Source organism: Gemmatirosa kalamazoonensis, assembly GCF_000522985.1.
Classification (GTDB): Bacteria; Gemmatimonadota; Gemmatimonadetes; order Gemmatimonadales; family Gemmatimonadaceae; genus Gemmatirosa; species Gemmatirosa kalamazoonensis.
This window is the reverse complement of sequence record NZ_CP007128.1, coordinates 2,482,568-2,502,763: the sequence shown is the minus strand read 5'-3', so window position 1 is coordinate 2,502,763 and position 20,196 is coordinate 2,482,568. Positions and strand designations below refer to the sequence as shown.

General features: G+C 74.0%; 18 protein-coding genes. 8 read left to right on the top strand and 10 right to left on the bottom strand.

Features of this window, described 5'->3' with window-relative positions; translation table 11 throughout:
• Positions 1-4: 4 nt before the first annotated feature.
• The gene (locus tag J421_RS10870) at positions 5-1,279 is read right to left on the bottom strand and encodes an alpha-hydroxy-acid oxidizing protein (protein ID WP_025411203.1); all 1,275 of its coding nucleotides are present in this window, start codon (positions 1,277-1,279) and stop codon (positions 5-7) included.
• 113 nt (positions 1,280-1,392) lie between these two features.
• Between J421_RS10870 and J421_RS10865 the strand changes: the two genes are divergently transcribed.
• Positions 1,393-1,941 carry a Uma2 family endonuclease gene (locus J421_RS10865; protein WP_104022499.1) on the top strand — a complete coding sequence of 183 codons (549 nt, stop codon included), beginning with the start codon at positions 1,393-1,395 and terminating at the stop codon, positions 1,939-1,941.
• Positions 1,942-1,954: 13 nt separating this feature from the next.
• Here the strand turns inward: J421_RS10865 and J421_RS10860 are convergent, their stop codons facing one another.
• Positions 1,955-2,257, bottom strand: coding sequence for a hypothetical protein (locus J421_RS10860; protein ID WP_025411201.1), 303 nt, complete (start codon positions 2,255-2,257; stop codon positions 1,955-1,957).
• Positions 2,258-2,333: 76 nt separating this feature from the next.
• On the bottom strand, positions 2,334-3,386 hold the full coding sequence (locus J421_RS10855) for an LLM class flavin-dependent oxidoreductase (RefSeq protein ID WP_025411200.1): 1,053 nt from the start codon (positions 3,384-3,386) through the stop codon (positions 2,334-2,336).
• Between the two features lie 45 nt (positions 3,387-3,431).
• On the opposite strand from J421_RS10855, the gene J421_RS10850 reads away from it, so the two are divergent.
• Genes J421_RS10850 through J421_RS10840 form a run of 3 tightly spaced genes read left to right on the top strand, consistent with a single transcriptional unit; the run spans position 3,432 to position 5,391 of the window.
• A complete protein-coding gene (locus tag J421_RS10850; RefSeq protein ID WP_025411199.1) occupies positions 3,432-3,842 on the top strand; it encodes a hypothetical protein in 411 nt (136 codons plus the stop codon).
• Positions 3,843-3,850: 8 nt separating this feature from the next.
• Entirely contained in the window at positions 3,851-4,738 is an 888-nt protein-coding gene (locus J421_RS10845) for a DUF2911 domain-containing protein (protein ID WP_025411198.1), read from the top strand.
• Complete coding sequence (locus tag J421_RS10840) at positions 4,735-5,391, top strand: alpha/beta hydrolase (RefSeq protein ID WP_025411197.1); 657 nt, start codon at positions 4,735-4,737, stop codon at positions 5,389-5,391. Before J421_RS10845 ends, J421_RS10840 begins: the two co-directional genes overlap by 4 nt.
• A gap of 199 nt (positions 5,392-5,590) precedes the next feature.
• Here J421_RS10840 and J421_RS10835 read toward each other — a convergent pair whose 3' ends face one another.
• The 4 genes from J421_RS10835 to J421_RS10820 form a co-directional block, all read right to left on the bottom strand.
• Positions 5,591-8,935: a S41 family peptidase gene (locus tag J421_RS10835; protein ID WP_025411196.1), complete on the bottom strand. Its 3,345-nt coding sequence runs from the start codon at positions 8,933-8,935 to the stop codon at positions 5,591-5,593.
• Between the two features lie 78 nt (positions 8,936-9,013).
• The gene (locus tag J421_RS10830) at positions 9,014-10,804 is read right to left on the bottom strand and encodes a serine/threonine-protein kinase (RefSeq protein ID WP_025411195.1); all 1,791 of its coding nucleotides are present in this window, start codon (positions 10,802-10,804) and stop codon (positions 9,014-9,016) included.
• 37 nt (positions 10,805-10,841) lie between these two features.
• A complete protein-coding gene (locus tag J421_RS10825) occupies positions 10,842-11,693 on the bottom strand; it encodes a hypothetical protein (protein ID WP_025411194.1) in 852 nt (283 codons plus the stop codon).
• A gap of 77 nt (positions 11,694-11,770) precedes the next feature.
• A complete protein-coding gene (locus J421_RS10820; protein ID WP_025411193.1) occupies positions 11,771-12,613 on the bottom strand; it encodes a GNAT family N-acetyltransferase in 843 nt (280 codons plus the stop codon).
• 133 nt (positions 12,614-12,746) lie between these two features.
• Between J421_RS10820 and J421_RS10815 the strand changes: the two genes are divergently transcribed.
• From J421_RS10815 to J421_RS10805, 3 genes are read left to right on the top strand one after another with little or no spacing between them, the layout of a single operon-like run.
• Positions 12,747-13,232, top strand: coding sequence for a (2Fe-2S)-binding protein (locus J421_RS10815; protein WP_025411192.1), 486 nt, complete (start codon positions 12,747-12,749; stop codon positions 13,230-13,232).
• Between the two features lie 8 nt (positions 13,233-13,240).
• The gene (locus tag J421_RS10810) at positions 13,241-15,460 is read left to right on the top strand and encodes a xanthine dehydrogenase family protein molybdopterin-binding subunit (protein WP_025411191.1); all 2,220 of its coding nucleotides are present in this window, start codon (positions 13,241-13,243) and stop codon (positions 15,458-15,460) included.
• A gap of 40 nt (positions 15,461-15,500) precedes the next feature.
• A complete protein-coding gene (locus J421_RS10805) occupies positions 15,501-16,628 on the top strand; it encodes an XdhC family protein (protein WP_104022497.1) in 1,128 nt (375 codons plus the stop codon).
• A gap of 1 nt (position 16,629) precedes the next feature.
• Here the strand turns inward: J421_RS10805 and J421_RS10800 are convergent, their stop codons facing one another.
• Both J421_RS10800 and J421_RS10795 read right to left on the bottom strand, forming a co-directional pair.
• Positions 16,630-17,703 (bottom strand): vWA domain-containing protein, encoded by a 1,074-nt coding sequence (locus J421_RS10800; RefSeq protein ID WP_158508742.1) that lies wholly within the window; start codon positions 17,701-17,703, stop codon positions 16,630-16,632.
• A 7-nt stretch (positions 17,704-17,710) separates the two neighbouring features.
• A complete protein-coding gene (locus J421_RS10795) occupies positions 17,711-18,601 on the bottom strand; it encodes an AAA family ATPase (RefSeq protein WP_025411188.1) in 891 nt (296 codons plus the stop codon).
• A gap of 81 nt (positions 18,602-18,682) precedes the next feature.
• On the opposite strand from J421_RS10795, the gene J421_RS10790 reads away from it, so the two are divergent.
• Positions 18,683-19,330, top strand: coding sequence for an SRPBCC family protein (locus J421_RS10790; RefSeq protein WP_025411187.1), 648 nt, complete (start codon positions 18,683-18,685; stop codon positions 19,328-19,330).
• On the opposite strand, the gene J421_RS10785 is transcribed toward J421_RS10790, so the two are convergent.
• Positions 19,327-20,196 (bottom strand): FAD binding domain-containing protein, encoded by an 870-nt coding sequence (locus J421_RS10785; RefSeq protein ID WP_025411186.1) that lies wholly within the window; start codon positions 20,194-20,196, stop codon positions 19,327-19,329. The genes J421_RS10790 and J421_RS10785 overlap by 4 nt on opposite strands.

Here is a 20,196-nt window from a genome sequence, read left to right as displayed (position 1 = left end):
GTGTTCAATGCAGTTCAACGAGGCACCCTCGATCGATTTCCGACACGGACCGACAGCCCGCGAGCGCCATCGTCAGCTCGAACTCGGCGACGAGGTTCGCGAGCACCTCGCGCACGCCCGCCTCGCCGGCGAGCGCGAGCCCGTAGACGTACGGGCGGCCGACCCCCACCGCCCGCGCGCCTAACGCGAGCGCGCGCACGACGTCCGCCCCGCCGCGCACGCCGCCGTCCATGAGGACCGGTGCGCGTCCGCCGACCGCTTCCACGATCGCCGGCAGCGCGTCGACGGCGGCGATGCTCCCGTCGACCTGGCGGCCGCCGTGGTTGGAGACCCACACGCCGTCGACGCCCGCGTCGAGCGCGCGGCGCGCGTCGTCGGGGTGGAGGATCCCCTTCAGCACGATCGGCAGGCGCGTGCGCGCGCGGAGGAACGGCAGGTCGGCCCACGTGAGCGACGGACGCGAGTACGTGGCGACGAAGCGGCGCACGGCGGCGCGCGCGGTGCCCGTGCGCAGGTTGCGGAGCGCGCCGCCGGGGACGGCGCGGGCCATCGCGAGCAGGGTGCGCACGGCGGCCGCGGTGGGACGCACGCGCGCCGGCGCTGCGCCCGGCAGCGGCTCGGCGAGCTTGCGCATGAACACCGGGTCGCTCGTGTACTGCGCGATCCCCTGCCCGCGCAGGAACGGCAGGTGCCCGAGCTCCAGGTCGCGCGGGCGCCAGCCGAGCAGCGTCGTGTCGAGCGTGACGACGATCGCGTCGCAGCCGCACGCCTCGGCGCGGCGCGCGAAGCTCTCCACCAGCTCGTCGTCGCGGCTCCAGTAGAGCTGGAACCATCGCGGCGACGTGTGCATGGCGCCCGCGCACGCCTCCATGGGCACCGACGCCTGGCTCGAGAACACCATGGGGATGCCTAACGACGCGGCGGCGCGCGCGACGGCGAGGTCGGCGTCGGGGTGGGCGAGCTCCAGCACGCCCACCGGCGACACGACGAGCGGCGAGGGGAGCCGGCGCCCGAACAGCTCCACGCTCGTGTCGCGCACCGACACGTCGCGCAGCACGCGCGGCACGAGGCGGCGGCGCTCGAACGCGCGGCGGTTCGCGCGCACCGTCTCCTCGCTCCCCGCGCCGCCCGCGACGTACGCGTACGCCGCGGCGCTCATCGCGCGTGACGCGTCGGCCTCGAGGCGCGCGGGGTCCACGGGCACGCGTGGCTTCGCTCCCGCGGCGCCGGCGAGGTAGATGTCGGTCTGTCGCTTCGGCGTCGGTGTGGCGTCGGGCACTGCGCGGCAATCGTTCTGGTACGCGGCGCGTCGGATCGGTGCGGCGCCTCGGCGAAGCACGCGCATGGTGCCCGCATGCCGAGTGGACAACCGCGCCGCCGAGGATATAGCGTATGGCCATGGCCGTCACCATCCCGCGCTACACCGTCGACGATCTCGAGCGGTTCCCGAGCGACGGGAACCGCTACGAGCTGCTGGACGGGGTGCTGCTCGTGACGCCCGGGCCGGCGCCGGTGCACGAGATCGTGGTGAGCCGGATCCTCGCGCGGCTCATCGTGGCTGTGCAGCTCCCCGGCCACGCCTACGTGTTCGGCCACGGAGCGGTCACGAGGCCGCCCGGCACGCAGCTCGAGCCGGACATCCTCGCCGTCCCGCCACGATTCGCGTCGGACGCGACGTGGGCAGACGTCACCGAGCGCTGGCTCGCGGTAGAGGTGTACAGCCCCTCGTCTCGCTACTACGACCGCGACTTCAAGCGCGATGCCTACCTCGCCTTGGGCGTGCGTGAGGTGTGGCTCGTCGACCGGCGCGAGCAGTCGGTCGAGGTCTGCCGCGCCCCCGGCGCCGGCGAGATCGTGCGCGACAACATCCGCTGGCGGGTGCCCGAGCTCGATCTCGTGGTGCCCGTCAATCTCGCGGAGATCTTCGCCGGCGTCGACTGACGCGCCTAACGCGTCACGGCTTGCGGGCGCGCGCGGCGCTCGTGTCCAGTGCGGCCCCGCCGCTCGTCATGGTCCCGTTCTTCGCGGACCTGTCGCCGAGGACGCCGCCGTACGCGCCGCCCATCGGCGTGGGAGCGGCCGGCTTCTTGTCGCCGTTCACTCCGCCGGAGACGCCGCCGCGGGGCTGCGGCCGAGCGGTGGCGGAGTCGGGGTGCGGGACGGCGGGCTGCGCGTGCGCGACGCGTGCCTGCGCGGCGCCGAGCAGGGCGAGTGCGGCGAGCGTGCCGCACGAACGGGCGAGCGTGGAAACGGTCATGACGGGATCCGGTCGAGGTCACGGTGAATGCGCGATGGTCGCGCTCCCGTGACACGACGTCACACGCGCACGCTTCTCACGCCGGCTCCGCCGCGCGCGCCGTCGCCTGCCGCACCGCCGGTGCGACGCGCGTGCCCACGAGCTCGATCGCCCGCATCACCGCCGCGTGCGGCGTCGGCCCCACCGTGAGCTGCAGCAGGAACCGATCGAGCCCGCCGAAGATCTCGTGCTCGTAGAGGATCTTGTCGATGACCTCCTGCGGGCTCCCGACGAGCAGCGCGCCGCGCGGGCCCGTCTGCGCGTCGAACTGCGCGCGCGTCTGCGGCGGCCACCCGCGCTCGCGGCCGATGCGCGTCATCACGTCGGCGTGCGGCGGATAGAACACGTCCGCGGCCTCACGCGCGGTCTCGGCGACGAAGCCGTGCGAGTTGATGCTCACCTTGAGCCGCGACGCGTCGTGCCCGGCGCGCGCGCCCGTCTCGCGGTACAGATCCACGTACGGCACGAAGCGGTCGGGCGTGCCGCCGATGATCGCCAGCGCGAGCGGGAGGCCCAACGTGCCCGCGCGCACCACCGACTGCGGCGTGCCGCCGACGGCGATCCACACCGGTAGCGGATCCTGGATCGGCCGCGGATACACGCCCTGTCCGGACAGCGGCGCGCGGAAGTGGCCGTTCCACGTCACGCGCTCCTGCTCGCGCAGCTTCAGCAGCAGCTCGAGCTTCTCCGTGAACAACGCGTCGTAGTCGTGCAGGTCGAAGCCGAACAGCGGGAACGACTCGATGAACGAGCCGCGCCCCGCCATGATCTCGGCCCGCCCGCCGGAGACGAGGTCGAGCGTCGCGAACTGCTGGAACACGCGCACCGGGTCGTCGGAGCTGAGCACCGAGACCGCGCTCGTGAGCCGGATGCGCGACGTGCGCGCCGCCGCCGCCGCGAGCACCACGGCGGGGGCCGACACGACGTAGTCGGCGCGGTGGTGCTCGCCGACGCCGAAGACGTCGAGCCCGACCTGGTCGGCCAGCTCGATCTCCTCGAGCAGGTCGCGCATCCGCTCGGCCGGCCCGATCGTATTGCCGCCGACCGGGTCGCGCCCCGTCTCGGCGAACGTGTAGATGCCGATCTCCATCCGCGTAACTTGCCGCGTCGTCCCATCGGATGGTACCGTAGCCCCATGCCGATACCTTCTCTCTCGCGCCGCCGCTTCGTCGCGACGTGCGCGGCGACGCTCGGCGCGGGCCTCCTCCCGCGCGCCGGCCGGGCGGCACCGTCCCCGCATCCCACGCCGCGTCCGGGGATCACCGGCGCGAAGGTGCTCACGCACGAGCAGCTCGCCGACTCGCCGAAGCTCGTCCCGCTGTTCGATGGAGTCCGGGCGATCCCGCAGATCGTCGACGGGATCCGCTGCAACTGCGGCTGCGCGTCGATGACCGGCTACTACTCGCTGCTCTCGTGCTTCGAGGGCGACGCGATGGCGCGCGCGTGTCCCATCTGCCAGGGACAGGCGCGGCTGGTCACCCGCCTGCACAAGGAAGGCAAGACCCTGGACGAGATCCGCGTCGCCGTCGACGCCCAGTTCGGATGAGGCGCGCCATGCTTCGCTCGATCCGCGCGCTCGCCGCGCTCCTCGTCGTGCCGCCGACGCTCGCCCACGCGCAGATCCGCGCGAGCGAGATCGGCTCCGTGTCGCAGATCATGGACGGCACGAAGATCACGGTGCAGTACTCGCGGCCGCGCGCGCGCGGTCGGGATCCGATCTTCGGCACGAAGGCCGTGCACTGGGGCGAGGTGTGGACGCCGGGCGCGAACTACGCCACCACGCTCGAGACGTCGAAGGGGGTGAAGCTCGACGGCCACGCGGTGCCGAAGGGACGCTACTCGGTGTGGTTCGTCGTGCGGCAGACGGGCGACTGGACGCTCGTGCTCGACCCGCAGGACCGCCGCTACCACATGAACCCGCCCGACTCGAGCGCGACGCAGGTGCGCTTCCCGGTGCACGTGGACAGCGCGGCGTTCACCGACGTGCTGACGTGGTCGTTCCCCGAGCTGCGCGCGGACGGCGGCACGCTCGCGTTCCAGTGGGAGCGCAAGCGCGTCGCGCTGCGCGTCGAGGTCGAACCGTCGCTCACGGTGACCATGGCCGCCGCCGACGCGCTGCCGTACCTCGGCCGCTTCGAGTACGCGGACAAGGACCGGCAGGGGAAGCCGATCACCGCGGCGCTCGTCGTCACCTACGACGACACCGCGCGCACGATGAAGGCGCAGTTCGATCCCTACGACGCGTACATGGGCCGCTTCGCGATGATCCGCGTCGCGCCCGACTGGTTCGTGCCGGGCCTCTACGACACGGACGGCAAGATCTACGAGGTCTACCGGCCGGAGATGGTGTTCCAGTTCACGCGCGCGGGCGCGAAGGCGGCCACGCTGGATCTGCGCGACGAGAACGACTCGCTCCAGTTCCGCGCGTCGCGCAAGCCATGACGGCGAGCCCAACGCGCGACGACCCGCACGCGGGGCAGCCGGTGCGGACGGCTGGCGCAGCGCTCGACGGTGCGCGGGCCGCGGTGATCCTCGTGCACGGGCGCGGGGCGTCGGCGGAGAGCATCCTGTCGCTCGCCGAGGCGCTCCCCGTCGACGGCGTGGCGTACCTCGCGCCGCAGGCGGCGGGCGGCACGTGGTATCCGTTAGGCTTCATGTCGCCCATCCCACGCAACGAGCCGGGGATCACGTCGTCGATGTGGGCGATCGACCGCCTGTTCGCGCGCATCGCGGACGCCGGCGTGCCGCCCGAGCGCACGATGCTGCTCGGCTTCTCGCAGGGCGCGTGTCTCGCGACCGAGTACGTCGCGCGCCACGCGCGGCGCTACGGCGGCGTCGCGGGGCTGAGCGGCGGCTTGATCGGCCCCGACGGCACGCCGCGCGACTACGCCGGGTCGCTCGACGGCACGCCCGTGTTCCTTGGCTGCAGCGACGTCGACTTCCACATCCCGGCCGAGCGCGTGCGCGAGACGGCCGAGGTGCTCGCCCGGCTCGGCGGGGACGTCGACATGCGGCTGTACCCCGGCATGGGGCACGGGGTGAACGAGGACGAGATCGAGGCGGTGCGCGGGATCGTCCAGGGCCTGGGCGATTGAATTGAACCGCAGAGGGCCGCAGAGGGCCGCAGAGAACGGCAACTGCTTTTTTACCACAGAGGACACGGAGGACACGGAGGAAACCACCTCTTTTGAAAGGTTCTCCTCTGTGTCCTCCGTGTCCTCTGTGGTTCAAAAGAAAGGGCAGTCCTCTGCGGCCCTCTGCGTCCTCTGCGGTCAATAAACCAAGCGTAGCCGCCTAACGACTTCCACCTGGTCGCCGCGCATGCTCCGGGATCTTCGCCGGACGCGGCGGCGCCAGCACCGCCTTCGTCTCGACGAGCTTCATCGCCTCCTGCACGGCGCGCTCGAGCTGCGGGTCGCGGCCGCGCGCGATGGCCTGCGACTCCTGCACGACCTCGATGTCGGGCGGCACCCCTTCGCCCTCGACGATGTACTGGCCGCTCGGCCCGAACACGGCGAGCGCCGGCGCGGTGATCGTGCCGCCGTCGACGAGCGGGTAGGGCACGGACGCGTTCACGAGACCGCCCCACGTGCGCGTGCCGATGAGCGGCCCGACCCCCATCTGCCGGAACACCCATGGGAAGTAGTCGCCGCCGGAGCCCGCGAGCTCGTTCGTCACGAGCACCTTGGGGCCGAGGATGCCGGACGCCGGGAGGCGCGTGTTCGGCGCGCCGGGAACGAACGTCGACACGCCGCCGACCGGTCGCCGCAGCATGATCCCCACCATGTAGTCGTCGAGCAGGCCGCCACCGTTGAACCGCTCGTCGATCACGGCGCCGTGGCGGTCCTGCTGCGCGAAGTAGTAGCGGTCGAACGCGGTGATCGCCGGCGGGCTGGTGTTGGGCACCCACACGTAGGCCAGTGTGCCGTGCGACAGCGAGTCGACCCGCCGGCGGTTGTCCTCGATCCACGCGCGCTGCCGCAGCTGCGATTCGCTGCGCACCGGCACCACGGTGACGTTCCATCCGCCGTCGTCGTTAGGCCGATCGTTCAGGCGCAGCACGGTCTGCCGGTCGGCGGTGCCGTCGAGCGCCTTCCACGGCTCGTCGCGCGTCGTGATGGGGACGCCGTTCACGGCGAGGAGGTAGTCGCCGACGCGCGCCTTCACCCCCGGCGCGTCGAGCGGCGCGCGCAGCCCCGGGTTCCAGCTCTCGCTCGTGTAGATGCGCGCGATGCGCCACCGGTCGCCGTCGGCGACGAGGTCCGCGCCGAGCGCGCCGATCTGCGACGAGTCCGTGGCCGGGTAGTCGCCGCCGCGCGTGAACGAGTGCCCGACGGACAGCTCGCCGCCCATCATGTCCTCGACGTACGTGAGGTCGTCGCGGTGGCGCACCCACGGCAGCAGCGGCTCGTAGCGCGCGCGCACCGCGGTCCAGTCGGCGCCGTGGTGGTTCGGGTCGTAGAAGAAGTCGCGCTCGATGCGCCACGCCTCGTCGAAGATCTGCTTCCACTCCTTCGTCGGGTCGAGCGGCATGCCTAACGAAACGCGCAGCGCCCCCTCGCCGGCGCGCGGCGCCGTGGCCGTGCCGGCGACGACCCAGCTCTGCCCCGCCTGCCACATGAGCTTCTGCCCGTCGCCCGACGCCGAGACGCGCGACACGCCGCTCACGAACGGCTCGCTGCGGCGCTTCGTCATGTCGAACCGGTGCAGCGCGGTGCCGGGCTGGTTCGGCACGCGCTCGCCGACGAACAGCACGCCGGCCGGGCCGGGCACGAGCAGCGCGTAGTCGCGCGCCGGCATCGGCAGCGCGAGGATGCGCCGGTCGATGCGGTCGAAGTCGATGCGCACGGTCGGGACTCGGGACTCGGCACTCGGGACTCGCGTGCTGTCGGTCGGCGCGCGCACCGCCACGCGCCCCGAGTCCCGAGCCCCGAGTGCCGAGTCCCGCGGCGCGCCCGGCGTCGGCGTACCCGGACGCGGCGTGGTGGGCGCGCCGATGATGCGCGCCGCCGCCTCCTCGTCGCTCTCCGGCAGGAACGGCGTCGCCTCGTCGGCGCGCAGCACGGCGACGTACACCGAGTTCGTCGACGTGCGCGTGAGGCTCCCGAGGTCCGCCCACCCGCTCTGCACGCCGAGGTCCGTGCTCGCGAGGAAGTAGAGCCAGCGGCCGTTGCGGTCCCACACCGGCTCCCCCGCGCTCGCGAGCGCGTCGGTGAGCACGTGGCGCGCGCCGTCGGCGCCGCCCCACACCACGATGCGGCGGAACTGGTTCGGGAACGACTTCGCGTACGCGATCCACCGCGAGTCGGGCGACCACTGTGGCCGCATGGAGCCCTGGTCGTTCGCCGCGCCGCCGGTGTCGACGGTCGTGAGGCGGCCCGTGGCGAGGTCCATGACGCGCAGCCGCACCTTGTCGTCGACGAACGCGATGCGCGCGCCGTCGGGCGACCACGCGGGGCTCCACGCGAACTTCGCGTCCGCGATCGGCAGGACGCGCGGGGTGCCTAACGCATCGGCGCTCGCGACGAGCAGCCGGTAGCCGCTCCCCTCGTCCGAGAACCACGCCACACGCTGCCCATCGGGCGCCCACACCGGCGCGCGGTCGGCGGCGCCCGGCGAGCGCGTGAGATTGCGCGCGTCGCCCTTCTCCACCGGTACCGTGAAGATCTCGCCGCGTGCCTCGAACAGCGCACGCTTGCCCGTGGGGCCGAGCGACGCGCTCGCGATCTGTCGCGTGACGTCGGTCCAGTGCGGCATCGCCCACGGGAAGTCGCCGCGCGCCTCGATCGTCAGCTTCTTCGGCTGGCCGCCGGCGGCGTCCATCGTCCACAGCCAGCCGTCCTGCTCGAAGACGAGCGTGCTCCCCTGCCCGCCGAGCGACTTCACGTCGGCGTTCGAGAAGCGCGTGAGCTGCTTCAGCGCCTGCGTGCGCGTGTCGTACGACCACACGTTCGTCGCCCAGTCGCGGTCGGAGAGGAAGTAGATCGTCTCGCCGAGCCACACCGGATCGATGTCCATCGTGCGCTCGTTAGGCAGCCGGGTCTCGGCGCCGCTCGTCGCGTCGGTGATGGTGAGCGGCGTGTTCTGGCCGCCGCGGTACGACCGGAACTCCACGTCCCACCGGTCGACGCGGTCGACGACGAGCCGCTTGCCGTCGGGCGCGAAGCTGCCGCGGAAGCCCATGTACGCCGGGATCTGCCGCGCCGGGCCGCCGTCGAGCGGGATGGTGAACAGCTTCGCGTACGACGTCGGCGCGGAGACGCGGCCCGACGCGAACAGCACCGCGCGGCCGTCGGGCGTCCAGCCGCGGGCGCGCTCGCCGGCGGGGCTCCACGTGAGCCGCCGCGCGTCGCCGCCCTCCGCCGGCACGACCCACACCGCGGGCCCGCCCGAGCGCGTGGACGTGAACGCGATCCACTTGCCGTCGGGCGAGAACTGCGGCTCGCTCTCGACCGCGGGAGTGCTCGTGAGCCGACGCGCGTCGCCGCCGTCGCGACTCACGACCCACAGGTCGCCGCCGTAGGTGAACGCGATCTGCGTCGCGCTCAGCGTGGGCTGGCGAAGAAGGCGCGTGCCCTGCGCGGCGAGCGACGAGAGCGGCAGGACGGCGAGCAGGACGAGCGCGCGAAGCGAGCGCATGGCGTCGACGATACTGGTTCGGTGGGCAGCGGCGTGGCGCAACGATAGACGCGTGCGCCGGGGGCTGCCAGGCGTCGATCAGGCCGGAGTCGCCGCGTCCGCCAGTCGCCGCATCGCCTCGCGCGACGCGAGCTCGGCGTCGATGCGCGCGCCGATCGCGCGCGCCGCCTCGACGTCGCGCGTCAGCTCGTCGAGCGAGCCGCCGCCGCCGTGCAGCCGCAGGAGATCGAGCCGCACCGCCTCCAGCGCGGCCACCGCGGTCGCGTGCCGCTCGTCGGCCGCGGGCTCGCCGCGCGCTTTCAGCGCGAGCGCGTCGGCCTGCAGCCGGGCGAGCAGCGCCGGCACGTCGCCGAGTCGGGCGCGTGCGTCGGCGGGGAGCGCGACGAACAGCTCCTCCGCCGCGCGGCCCAACGCGAGCACCGTCGGCTCGCCGCCCACCGGCACGGCGGGCGCCGCGCCGCGCAGGCCGATCCCCGCGACGCGGAACAGCGCGCTGCCGAAGCGTCCCGCGAGCAGCCGGCGCCAGAGCCCACCGGGCCGCCGCATCCACGCGTTCCACACGAGTCGCAGCGTCGCCGTCGCCGCGACGATGCCGCCGCCCCCGCCGAGCGTGCCGAGCGCGAGGAGGTCGAGCGTCGTGAGCCAGTAGCAGAACGCCGTCGCCGCGACGCCTAACGCGATCCAGCCGAACGGGACGCGGGCGCGCGACGCGTCGGCGCCGTCGCCCTCCTCCTGCGCGGCGCGCGTCTCGAGCGCGAGCGCCGGGCGCACGGCTCCGTGACCGTATCCGGCGGCGAGCAGCGTCCGCGCGCGCAGCCCGACCTGAGCCAGCCGGGCGAGCGCGATGCACGCCGTGAGCATCGTGCACACCATGAGCACGATGAGCGAGATGCCGAACAGCCCGGGATCCTCGAGCACCGCCGCGGTGGCCGCGACGAGCGACGCGAGCAGCGCGTTGCCGATCTCGCTGCCCGCGCCGCCGACGTCGCGCAGGAACGCGCGCACCGGTGCCGGCACCTCGGGCACGTCGCCGCGCGAGGCGCCGAGCGCCGCGGCGAGCGCCTCGGCGCTCTCCCACCGCTCGGCGGGCGACTTCGCGAGGCACCGGTCCACCGCGCGCGTGAACGCCGGCGGCAGCGACGGACGCGCGGCGAGTAGCGGCGGCGCCGGCGCCGCCGCGTGGCGTGCGAGCATCGCCAGCGCGTTAGGCGCCTCGAACGGGAGCCGGCCGCTCGCCGCGTAGAACGCCGTCGCGCCGAGCGAGTACAGGTCGCTGCGCGTGTCGGCGCGCTCCCCCGCCGCCTGCTCGGGGCTCATGTACGCCGGCGTGCCGATCGCCGTGCCGTCGATGGGCGTCGTGCCTTCGACGGCGCGCGCGATGCCGAAGTCCGTGACGAGCGCGCGCCCGCTGCCGCGCTCCAGCAGCACGTTGTCGGGCTTCACGTCGCGGTGCACCACGCCGTGCGCGTGCGCGTGCGCGAGCGCCCACGCCACCTCCTGCGTCACGCGCATCGCGTCGCGCGCGGGAAGCGGCCCCGCGCGGCGCACCCGCTCGCCGAGCGTCTCGCCGTCGACGAACGTCATGACGTACCACGCGAGGTCGTCCGTCTCCTCGACGGCGTGGATGGGCACGATGTTCGGGTGCGACAGCCGCGCCGCGACGCGCGCCTCGCGCACGAACCGCTCGCGCGCCGCCGGCTGCGCGGCGAGCGTCGGCGGCAGCAGCTTGATCGCCACCGGCCGGTCGAGCGCGACGTCGCGGGCGAGGAAGACGACGCCCATGCCGCCGCGGCCGATCTCGCGCTCGAGCGAGTACCGGCCGGCGACGGCGGGTTGCAGGGCGAAGAACTCCGGGCTCGGCGCGCTCACGGCTCCAAGATCGGCTGCGCGCGCCGAGCCGGCCAGGCTACGGCGTGGCTCGCTTCGGCTTCCCGAGCCACTCGCGCATCATCTCGAACTGGATCGCCTGGAGGCGCCGCGCCGTCGCCATGTCGCCGGCGGCCATCTGCGTGGAGAGCTTCTGCATCTCCGGCTGGTACTTCAGCGAGATGGTCTGCAGCCGCTCGAGCTTCGCCTCCGCGTCCCGGTCGCCCCGGCTCGCCGCGGTCGAGACGCGCATCATCTCCTGCTGGAACGCCTCCAGCGTGCGCATGTCGGCGTCGCTGATCCCGTCCGTCGAGCCCGATGGGGCGCCGCGCATCGTGGGCATGCCCGGCATGCCGGGCATCGCGGCCATGGTCGACATCCGGGACGTGCCCGAGGCCGCGCCGGTCGGCGGCATCCCCGACGTCGCCGCCATGCTCGGCCGCGACGGCATCGCCCCGCCCTGCCCCGTGGCCCTCGCGAGCGCCCGCGACGCGACGGTCGACGGGTCGACGCCGAGCTTCTTCGCGACGAGGTTGCCCGCGCCGACGCCCGTGACGGCGAGCGCCGCGTCGGTCGCCGACACGCCGGTGAGGTCCTCGAACTTCGCCGACGCGGAGGCGGCCGCGGACGCGAGCTTCTTGAGCCGCGAGCGCTGCGGTGCGGAGTCGCTCTTCGTGTGCGCGGCGAGCGCGGCGGCGATGGCGGCGCTGTCGTGCGCCGAGCCCTCGTGGGCCGCGCTGTCGCGGGCGGCGGCCGCGGCCTTCGTCGCGGAATCGGGCCTGACCTTGTTCTTGAGCCGCTTCAGCCCGCCGAGCTGCGCGTCGGCGTGGAGTGGCAGGAGGGCGAGCAGGACGGCGGCGGACAGCAACCGGGCGATCGCGAGCCTCGACATAATCTCCCCCAGGGCATCGTGTGGGGAGACGGTACCGAGAGTCCGTCAGCCGGCGATCAGCGCGTCGTCACCGGCCATCATCCGGTGGAATCGGTCCCACCGCGCCGCCACTTGATGCGCGTGTACGCGATGCGGAACCCCGCGCGCTCGGCGTTGCGCTGCGACGGGCCGCCGGGCGCGGCGCACAGCATCGCGAGGTCGCACCCCGCGGCGGCGGCGTGGCGGAGCCGCGCGCGGAGCAGCGCGCCCTGCGCGCCGAGCCCGCGCCACTCGGGGCGCGTGCTCGCCCCGGCGAGCAGCGCGACGCCGCCGTGCATCGCGAGCGCCGCGGCGGCGATCGCGTCCCCGCCGCGCTCGGCCACGAAGCAGACCGTCCCCGCGGCCGACGCGCTCACCTCGCCGAACGACTGCATGAACGCCTCGAGGTGCGCGCCCTCGGTCGCCCAGCCGCGTGCGGCGGTCGCGGCCCACAGCCGCGTCTCGTGCGGCCCCGTGCGGCGCACCGTGATCGACGCGTCGGCCGGCTCGACCGCGGCGGCACGCGCGTCGAGCGGCTGGAACGTGACGCTCGTCAGCTCCACCGGGCGGTAGCCACGGTCAGCGAGCCGGGCGAGCAGCTCCGGGCCGGCGAGCGGGCAGACCTCGTGGAACACGTCCGCGCCGCGCGACGCGAAGAACGCCTCCAGCTCGGCCAGCACGGCATCGTCCGCGGGGGCGGAGAGGCCGAGCCCGAACGTCTGTGTGCACGGGGAGCCCGCGCCGTCGAACATCGCGAGCGCGCCCGCCACCTCGCGCCACGTGGCGCCCACCGACGGGTCGCACCGCGCCCGCGACTCGACGAACGCGGCGTTCGCGCGCCCCTCGGCGGACTCGAGGCGGCGCGCCAGCGCGAGGTCGGCGACGACGGGAGCGTCGGGCATAGGCGGAATGATACGCGAACGGCCGTGGCGGCCGGGTCCACGGCGCCCCACATTTTCGGTCGGCCGTGCGTAATTCGAGAGAGTCCCGGCCCGTCCCCCCGCCACCCGCGTCGCCGCGCGAGGAAAGCCCCCCATGAAGGTCGCGTTCAAGGTCAACGGCAGGTCCACCACGGTCGACGTCGCGGCCGACACCCCGCTGCTCTGGGTGCTGCGCGACGCGCTCGACATGAAGGGGACCAAGTACGGCTGCGGCGCCGGCCTGTGCGGCGCCTGCACCGTGCACTTCAACGGTGCGCCGACGCGCTCGTGCAGCCTCCCCGTCTCCGCCGTGCAGGGCGCGTCGATCACGACGATCGAGGGGCTCTCGCCGGACGGGACGCACGCGCTGCAGCGGGCGTGGGACGAGCTGGACGTGCCGCAGTGCGGCTACTGCCAGGCCGGCCAGATCATGGCCGCCGCCGGGCTGCTCGCGCGCAACGCGAAGCCGACCGACGCCGACATCGACGCGGCGATGAACGGGAACGTGTGCCGCTGCGCCACCTACCTCCGCATCCGCCAGGCGATCCACCGCGCCGCCGAGCTGAAGGCGCAGGTGCGGGTCACCGAGGCCGGCAAGTGAGGCCGCCGATGCCCAACACCACGTTTTCGCGCCGCGACTTCCTGAAGGCGAGCGCGCTCGCCGGCGGCGGCCTCGTGCTCGCCGGCTACCTCGACGCGCTGTCGCCGGCCGAGGCGTTAGGCGCGGCGGCGCCGGAGGGCTTCGCGCCCAACGCGTTCATCCGCATCGCGCCCGACGGCATCGTCACCATCGTCGCGAAGAACCCCGAGATCGGTCAGGGCGTGAAGACGATGCTCCCGATGCTGATCGCCGAGGAGCTCGACGTCGACTGGAAGAACGTGCGCGTGGAGCAGGCCCCGCTCGACACGACGAAGTTCCAGGGACAGAGCGCCGGCGGCAGCACGGCGACGCCGAGCAACTGGATCCCGATGCGCCGCGTCGGCGCCGCCGCGCGCGCGATGCTCGTGTCGGCGGCCGCGCAGACGTGGGGCGTGCCGGAGAGCGAGTGCGACACCGCGTCCGGCGTCGTGCACCACCGCGCGAGCGGCCGCTCGCTCGCGTACCAGGCGTTGGGCGAGCGCGTCGCGTCCGTCGCGGCGCCCGACCTCGCGACGGTGACGCTGAAGGACCCGAAGGACTTCAAGATCATCGGCACGCGCACGCGCGGCGTCGACACGAAGGCGATCGTGACGGGCAAGCCGATGTACGGCATCGACGTCACGGTGCCGGGGATGAAGTACGCGGTGTTCGAGAAGAGCCCCGTGTTCGGCGCGAAGGTCGCCGGCGCGAACCTCGACGTCGTGAAAGCGCAGCCCGGCGTGCGCCACGCGTTCGTCGTCGACGGTGGCACCGACCTCGCGGGCCTCCTGCCCGGCGTGGCGATCGTCGCCGACTCGTGGTGGCAGGCGCGCACCGCGCGCGCGAAGCTCGCCGTGCAGTGGGAGGAGCATCCCACGGCCCAGCAGAGCAGCGCCGGCTACGCGGCGCGCGCCGTCGAGCTGTCGAAGGCGGCGCCGCAGCGCGTGGTACGCCGCGACGGCGACGTCGACGCGGCGCTCGCGGGCGCGGCGAAGACGGTGGAGGCGGCGTACTTCTACCCGTTCATCGCCCACGCCTCGCTCGAGCCGCAGAACTGCACCGCGCAGTGGGTCGACGGCAAGGTCGAGATCTGGGCGCCGACGCAGTCGCCGGCCGCGGGACGCGCGCTCGTCGCGCGCACGTTAGGCATCCCGGAGACCGACGTCACCGTGCACATCACCCGCTCGGGCGGCGGGTTCGGGCGCCGGCTGATGACGGAGTACATGGTGGAGGCGGCGGCGATCGCGAAGCAGGCGGGCGTGCCGGTGAAGCTGCTGTGGACGCGCGAGGACGACATCAAGCACGACTTCTACCGCGTCGCCGGGTTCCACTTCTTCACCGGCGGCGTCGACGCGGCGGGCAAGCTCACCGCGTGGCGCGACCACTTCGTGACGTTCGGCGAGGGCGAGCGCGTCGTCGCCGGCGCGGGGATGTCGGGCGGCGAGTTCCCCGGGCGCTTCGTGCCGAACTACCAGCTCGGCATGTCCACCATGCCGCTCGGCGTGCCGACGGGATACCTCCGCGCGCCGGGGAGCAACGGGCTCGCGTTCGCGATGGAGTCGTTCCTCGACGAGCTGGCGCACGCCGCCGGCCGCGACCCGGTGGCGCTGCGGCTCGAGCTGTTCGACCACCCGCTCCCCGAGCCCGCGCCGACGACGCCGCCTAACGGTCCGCGCCCCGCCGGCTTCGACGGCCAGCGCATGAAGGGCGTGCTCGAGCTCGTGGCCGAGAAGTCGGGCTGGGGGAAGACGACGCTGCCGCGCGGCGAGGGGATGGGCGTCGCCACGTACTTCAGCCACCGCGGCTACTTCGCCGAGGTGGTGCACGTGCGCGTGACCAAGGCCGGGAAGGTGACGCCGCTCAAGGTGTGGGTGGCCGGCGACATCGGCGCCGAGATCATCAACCCATCGGGGGCCGAGAACCAGGCGCAGGGCTCGGTGCTCGACGGCATCGCGCAGGCGTTAGGCCAGGAGATCACGATCGAGAAGGGACGCGTCGTCCAGTCGAACTTCAACGACTTCCCGCTCCTCCGCATGGCGCAGTCGGTGCCGGTCGAGGTCCACTTCAAGAAGACGGACTTCCCCGTCACCGGACTCGGCGAGCCCGCGCTGCCGCCCGTGGTGCCGGCGCTGACGAACGCCATCTACGCGGCGACGGGCAAGCGCGTGCGCTCGCTGCCGCTGTCGAAGCACGATCTCCGCTGGAGCTGATCATCCGCGTCATCTGCGGACGACCACCACGACGAGCCCAATGACTGCTTTTCGGACCATCGTCGACACGTTAGGCACCGCCGCCACCGCCGGAGAGACGGTGGTGCTGGCCACGGTCGTGCGCGTCGTGGGGTCGAGCTACGGCGGCGTCGGGTCGCGCATGGTCGCGCGCGTCGACGGGTCGACGGTGGGGCTCGTGAGCGGGGGGTGCCTGGAGTCGGACCTCGCGCTTCACGCGCGCCGCGTGCACGAGAGCGGCCGCGCGGAGGTCGTGAGCTACGACACGCGCGCCGACGACGACGCGGTGTGGGGGCTGGGGCTCGGCTGCAACGGGTTGATCGACGTGCTGCTCGAGCCGCTGGCGCCGGCCCGCGCGGCGGAGGTGTCGGCGCTGCTCGCGCTGGCGCTCGCCGCCGAGCGCCCCTCGGCGCTGGCCACCGTCGTGAAGGGCGAGGGCGCTGGGGCCCCGGCGGTCGGCGCGCACGCGCTGCTCGCCGGCGGCGTCACGCACTCGACCGGCGAGTGGGGCGACGGCGCCGTGCGCGCCGCGCTGCCCTCGCACGAGGACGCGGCGCTCGCTGCGGGCCGACGCGGGATGGTCGTCACGTCGGGCGGCGTGGAGGTCGCGTTCGAGATCGTGCAGCCGACGGTGAAGCTCGTCGTCTGCGGCAGCGGGCCGGACGTCGTGCCCGTCGTCCGCCTCGCCACGGAGCTCGGCTGGGACGTGACGGTCGTCGACCACCGGCCGGTGGAGCACGCGCGGTCGGAGCGCTTCCCCGGCGCGCGCGTCGTCCAGTGCGCCGATCCGGCGCTGCTGGCCGACGTCGTGCCGCTCGGCGCGCGCACGGCGGCGGTGGTCATGTCGCACCACTTCGCGCGCGACACCGAGTACGTGCGCGCGCTGTCGGTCACCGCCGCGGGCTACGTCGGCGTGCTCGGGCCGAGCGCGCGGACCGAGCGCATGCTCGCCGAGCTGGCGGCGCGCGGCGCGACGGTCGCCGGCGACCGCCTGTTCGGCCCCGTGGGGCTCGACCTCGGCGGCGACGGCCCCGAGGCGATCGCGCTCGCCATCGTCGCCGAAGCCGCCGCCTCGATGCACGGCCGCGCCGGCGGCCACCTGCGCGACCGCGTCGCGACGCTGCACGGCGGGGTGCCGACGCGGGCGTGAATCAGAGGCTCAGGTGCGCGACGAGCCGTTCCAGGCTCTCCAGGTTGTGCACCGGCGCGAACACGTCCACGTGCGGGAGCGCGGCCTGCATGCCGCGGGTGAGCGGCTCGTAGCCCGGACTGCCTAACAGCGGGTTGAGCCACACCACGCGCCCCGCGCGGCGGCGGATCGCGGCCAGCGCGCCGGCCAGCACCGCCGGCTCCCCGGTGTCCCAGCCGTCGCTCAGCACGACGACCACCGTGCGCCGGTCGACGAGCCGCGGCCAGCCGTCGACGAACGCGGCGAGACTCTCGCCGATGCGCGTGCCGCCGGACCACCCGGACACGTCGTGCGCCAGCCGGTCGAGCGCCTCGCGATACGTGCCGAGCGCGAGCTGCGCGCTGACGTGGCGCAGCGACGTGCTGAAGACGAAGCTCTCGACGCGCGCGAACGCGTGCTGCAACGCGTACAGGAGCTGCAGCAGGAAGCGGCTGTACAGGTCCATCGATCCCGACACGTCGCACAGCGCGATCAGCTTCGTGCGCCGTCGCTTGCGCGTGCGGCGCGCGAGCTCCACGACGTCGCCGGCGAGCGCACGGCGCATCGTCCGCGCGAGGTGCAGTCGCTCGCCGCGCCGCGCCGGCATCCACCGCCGGCTCGGGCGCGACGTGAGCCGCCGCGCGATCCGCGTCGCGAGGTGCACGATCGCGTCCAGCTCGTCGTCGCGATACGTGCCGAAGTCCTTCGCCCGCTGCGACTCGCCCGCGCTCGCCGCCGCGATCCCGGCGGGCGACGGGGCGTCGTCGGTGCGCTCCCCCGCCCCGGTGGCCCACCGCTCCAGCGACACGGCACGCGGCGCGCCGCCGCGTAGCTTGGCGCCGGACGGCGCCGCCGGCGGCGCGTCCCACCACGCCGCGAACAGCTCGTCGAACACGACACCGTCGCCGGCGCGCGACGTGAGCAGCGCGCGCAGCGCGAAGTACACCTCGTCGCGGTCGGCCGCGTCGACGAGTCGCAGCGCGCGCACCGCGTCGATCGACTCGCCCGGCGTCACGAGCAGCCCCCGCGCGCGCAGCGACCGACAGAACGTCGTCACCGCCTCGTCATTCATCCGCCCCGCCCCGCGCCGCGGCGACGCGCGTCTCCAGCTCGGGGCGCACCGCGCGCAGGTCCGCCTCGTCCTTCAGGAAGCAGCCCATCGTCTCGTCCACCAGCTCGGCGTCGAGCCGCGCGGCGCCTAACGCGACGAGCGCCCGCGCCCAGTCGAGCGACTCGGCCACACCGGGCGTCTTCAGCAACGCGCGCCCGCGCAGCGCCTGCACGAAGCGCGTGACCTCGAGCGCGAGGGCGTCACCGATCGCCGGCACCTTCGACCGCACGACGCGCAGCTCCTTCTCCAGCGTCGGGTAATCGACCCACAGGTACAGGCACCGCCGGCGCAGCGCCTCGCTCAGCTCGCGCGCGCGGTTCGACGTCAGCACGACGTAGGGCTCGTGCGTCGCGCGCACGGTGCCGATCTCGGGGATCGTCACCTGGTACTCCGAGAGTATCTCGAGCAGGAACGCCTCGAACTCCTCGTCGCTCCGGTCGATCTCGTCGACGAGCAGCACGGGCGCCCGGTCGGGTTGCGTGATCGCCCGCAGCAGCGGGCGCTCGAGCAGGAACTCGCGGCCGAAGATCGACGCCTCGCGCTCGGCCAGCGACCGCGTCGACCCCTCGTCGAGCCGGACGTGCAGGAGCTGCTTCGGGTAGTTCCACTCGTACAGCGCGGTCGACGCGTCGAGCCCCTCGTAGCACTGCAGCCGGATGAGCGGCGCGCCGAGGGCGCTCGCGAGCACCTTCGCGATCTCCGTCTTGCCGACGCCGGGCCGCCCCTCGACGAGCAGCGGCTTGCGCAGCGTCGTCGCGAGGTACACCGCGGTCGCCGCCGCGCGGTCGGTGACGTACCCCTCGCGCTCCATGAGCGCCCGCACTTCGCGGATCTCGTCTCGCACGGCTCTCCTTGACGCGGTCGCGTGTCAGGCTAGAGTGGGGCGCGCGGCTGTCAACGTGTCCCCCACCGAACGAACCAGCGCATGAAGTTCGAGGAGACGTTCCGCGTCGGCGCGCCGGCGGCGCGAGTGTGGGGCCATCTGATCGACCCGCGGCAGGTGGCGCTGTGCCTCCCCGGCGCGGAGCTCACCGACGAGCTGGGCGAGCGGTCGTACGGCGGTCGCGTGAAGGTGCGCGTCGGCCCGGTGACGGCGGCGTACACCGGCAAGGCGACGATCGTCGAGCAGGACGACGCCGCGCGGCTGCTGCGCCTCGTCGCTGAGGGACGGGAGACGGCGGGCGCGGGCTCGGCGCGCATGACGATGGCGAGCCGCGTCGTCGCGCTCGACGACGGCGGCACCGAGGTGCGCGTGGAGGCGGACGTCGACGTCGTCGGCAAGCTCGCGCAGTTCGGCCGCGGCATGATCGACAGCGTCGGCCGGCAGCTCTTCCGCCAGTTCGCCGAGTGCGTGCGCGCGCGTCTGGAGAGCGAGGCGCCGGAGGCGATCCCCGCGCTCGGTCCCGGCACGGCGGAGCTGCGCGTGCCGACCGCCGTCATGGAAGCGATGGCCCCGGCTCCGCCGGCGCGCATCCTACCGATGCTGGCGCGCGCGGTACGCGCCACACTCGCCGGAGTGCTCCGACGCGTGTGGCGCGTCATCACGTTCGAGGGGCGGCGCGGACGACCCTAGCCGCGCGCCCGCTCGACCGCGCGCGCGATCGCCCGCTGCGTGATCACCCGCGTGAGGTGGCGCTTGTACTCGGCGTCCCCCTGCAGGTCCGCGCGCGGCTCGACCCCGGCCGCCGCCTCGGTCGCGGCGCGCTCGATCGTCGCCGCGTCCGGCGCGCGTCCGACCAGGGCCCCCTCCGCCGCCGGCACGCGGATCGCCCGCTCGCCGACGCCGGTGAGCGCGACGCGCGCCGACGACACCGTCTCGCCGGCGCCCAACGTGACCACGACCGCCGCGCCGACGAGCGCGAAGCGCGACGCCGGGTGGGGCCGCTTCGCGTACGCGCCGCCGGTGGCCGGACCGGGGCGCCGCACGCGAATCTCGGTGAGCAGCTCGTCCGGCTCGAGCGCGGAGGTGAGCAGCCCGATGAAGAAGTCGTCCGCCGCGATCGTGCGGCCGCCGCGCGGGCTGGCGGTGCGGAGCTCGGCGCCTAACGCGAGCATCACCGCCGGGAGGTCCGCCCCGGGGTCGGCGTGCGCCAGACTCCCGCCGATGGTGCCGGCGTTGCGCACGAGCGGGTCGCCGATGCGCTCCGCCGCCTCGGGGAGGATCGGGAGCACGCCCCGCAGCAGCGTCGAGCGCTCCAGCGTGCGGTGCGTCGTGAGCGCGCCGATCACGATCTGGTCATCGTCCGCGCGGATCCCGGCGAGCCCCGGGATCCGGCGGAGGTCGATCAGGTGCGCAGGCCTGGCGAAGCGCAGCTTGAGCAGCGGGATCAGACTGTGCCCGCCGGCGAGCAGCTTCGCGTCGTCGCCCAGGGTGCCGAGCAGCCGGAGCGCGTCGTCGACCGACGTGGGCGCGTGGTAGTCGAAGGATGCCGGGTACAT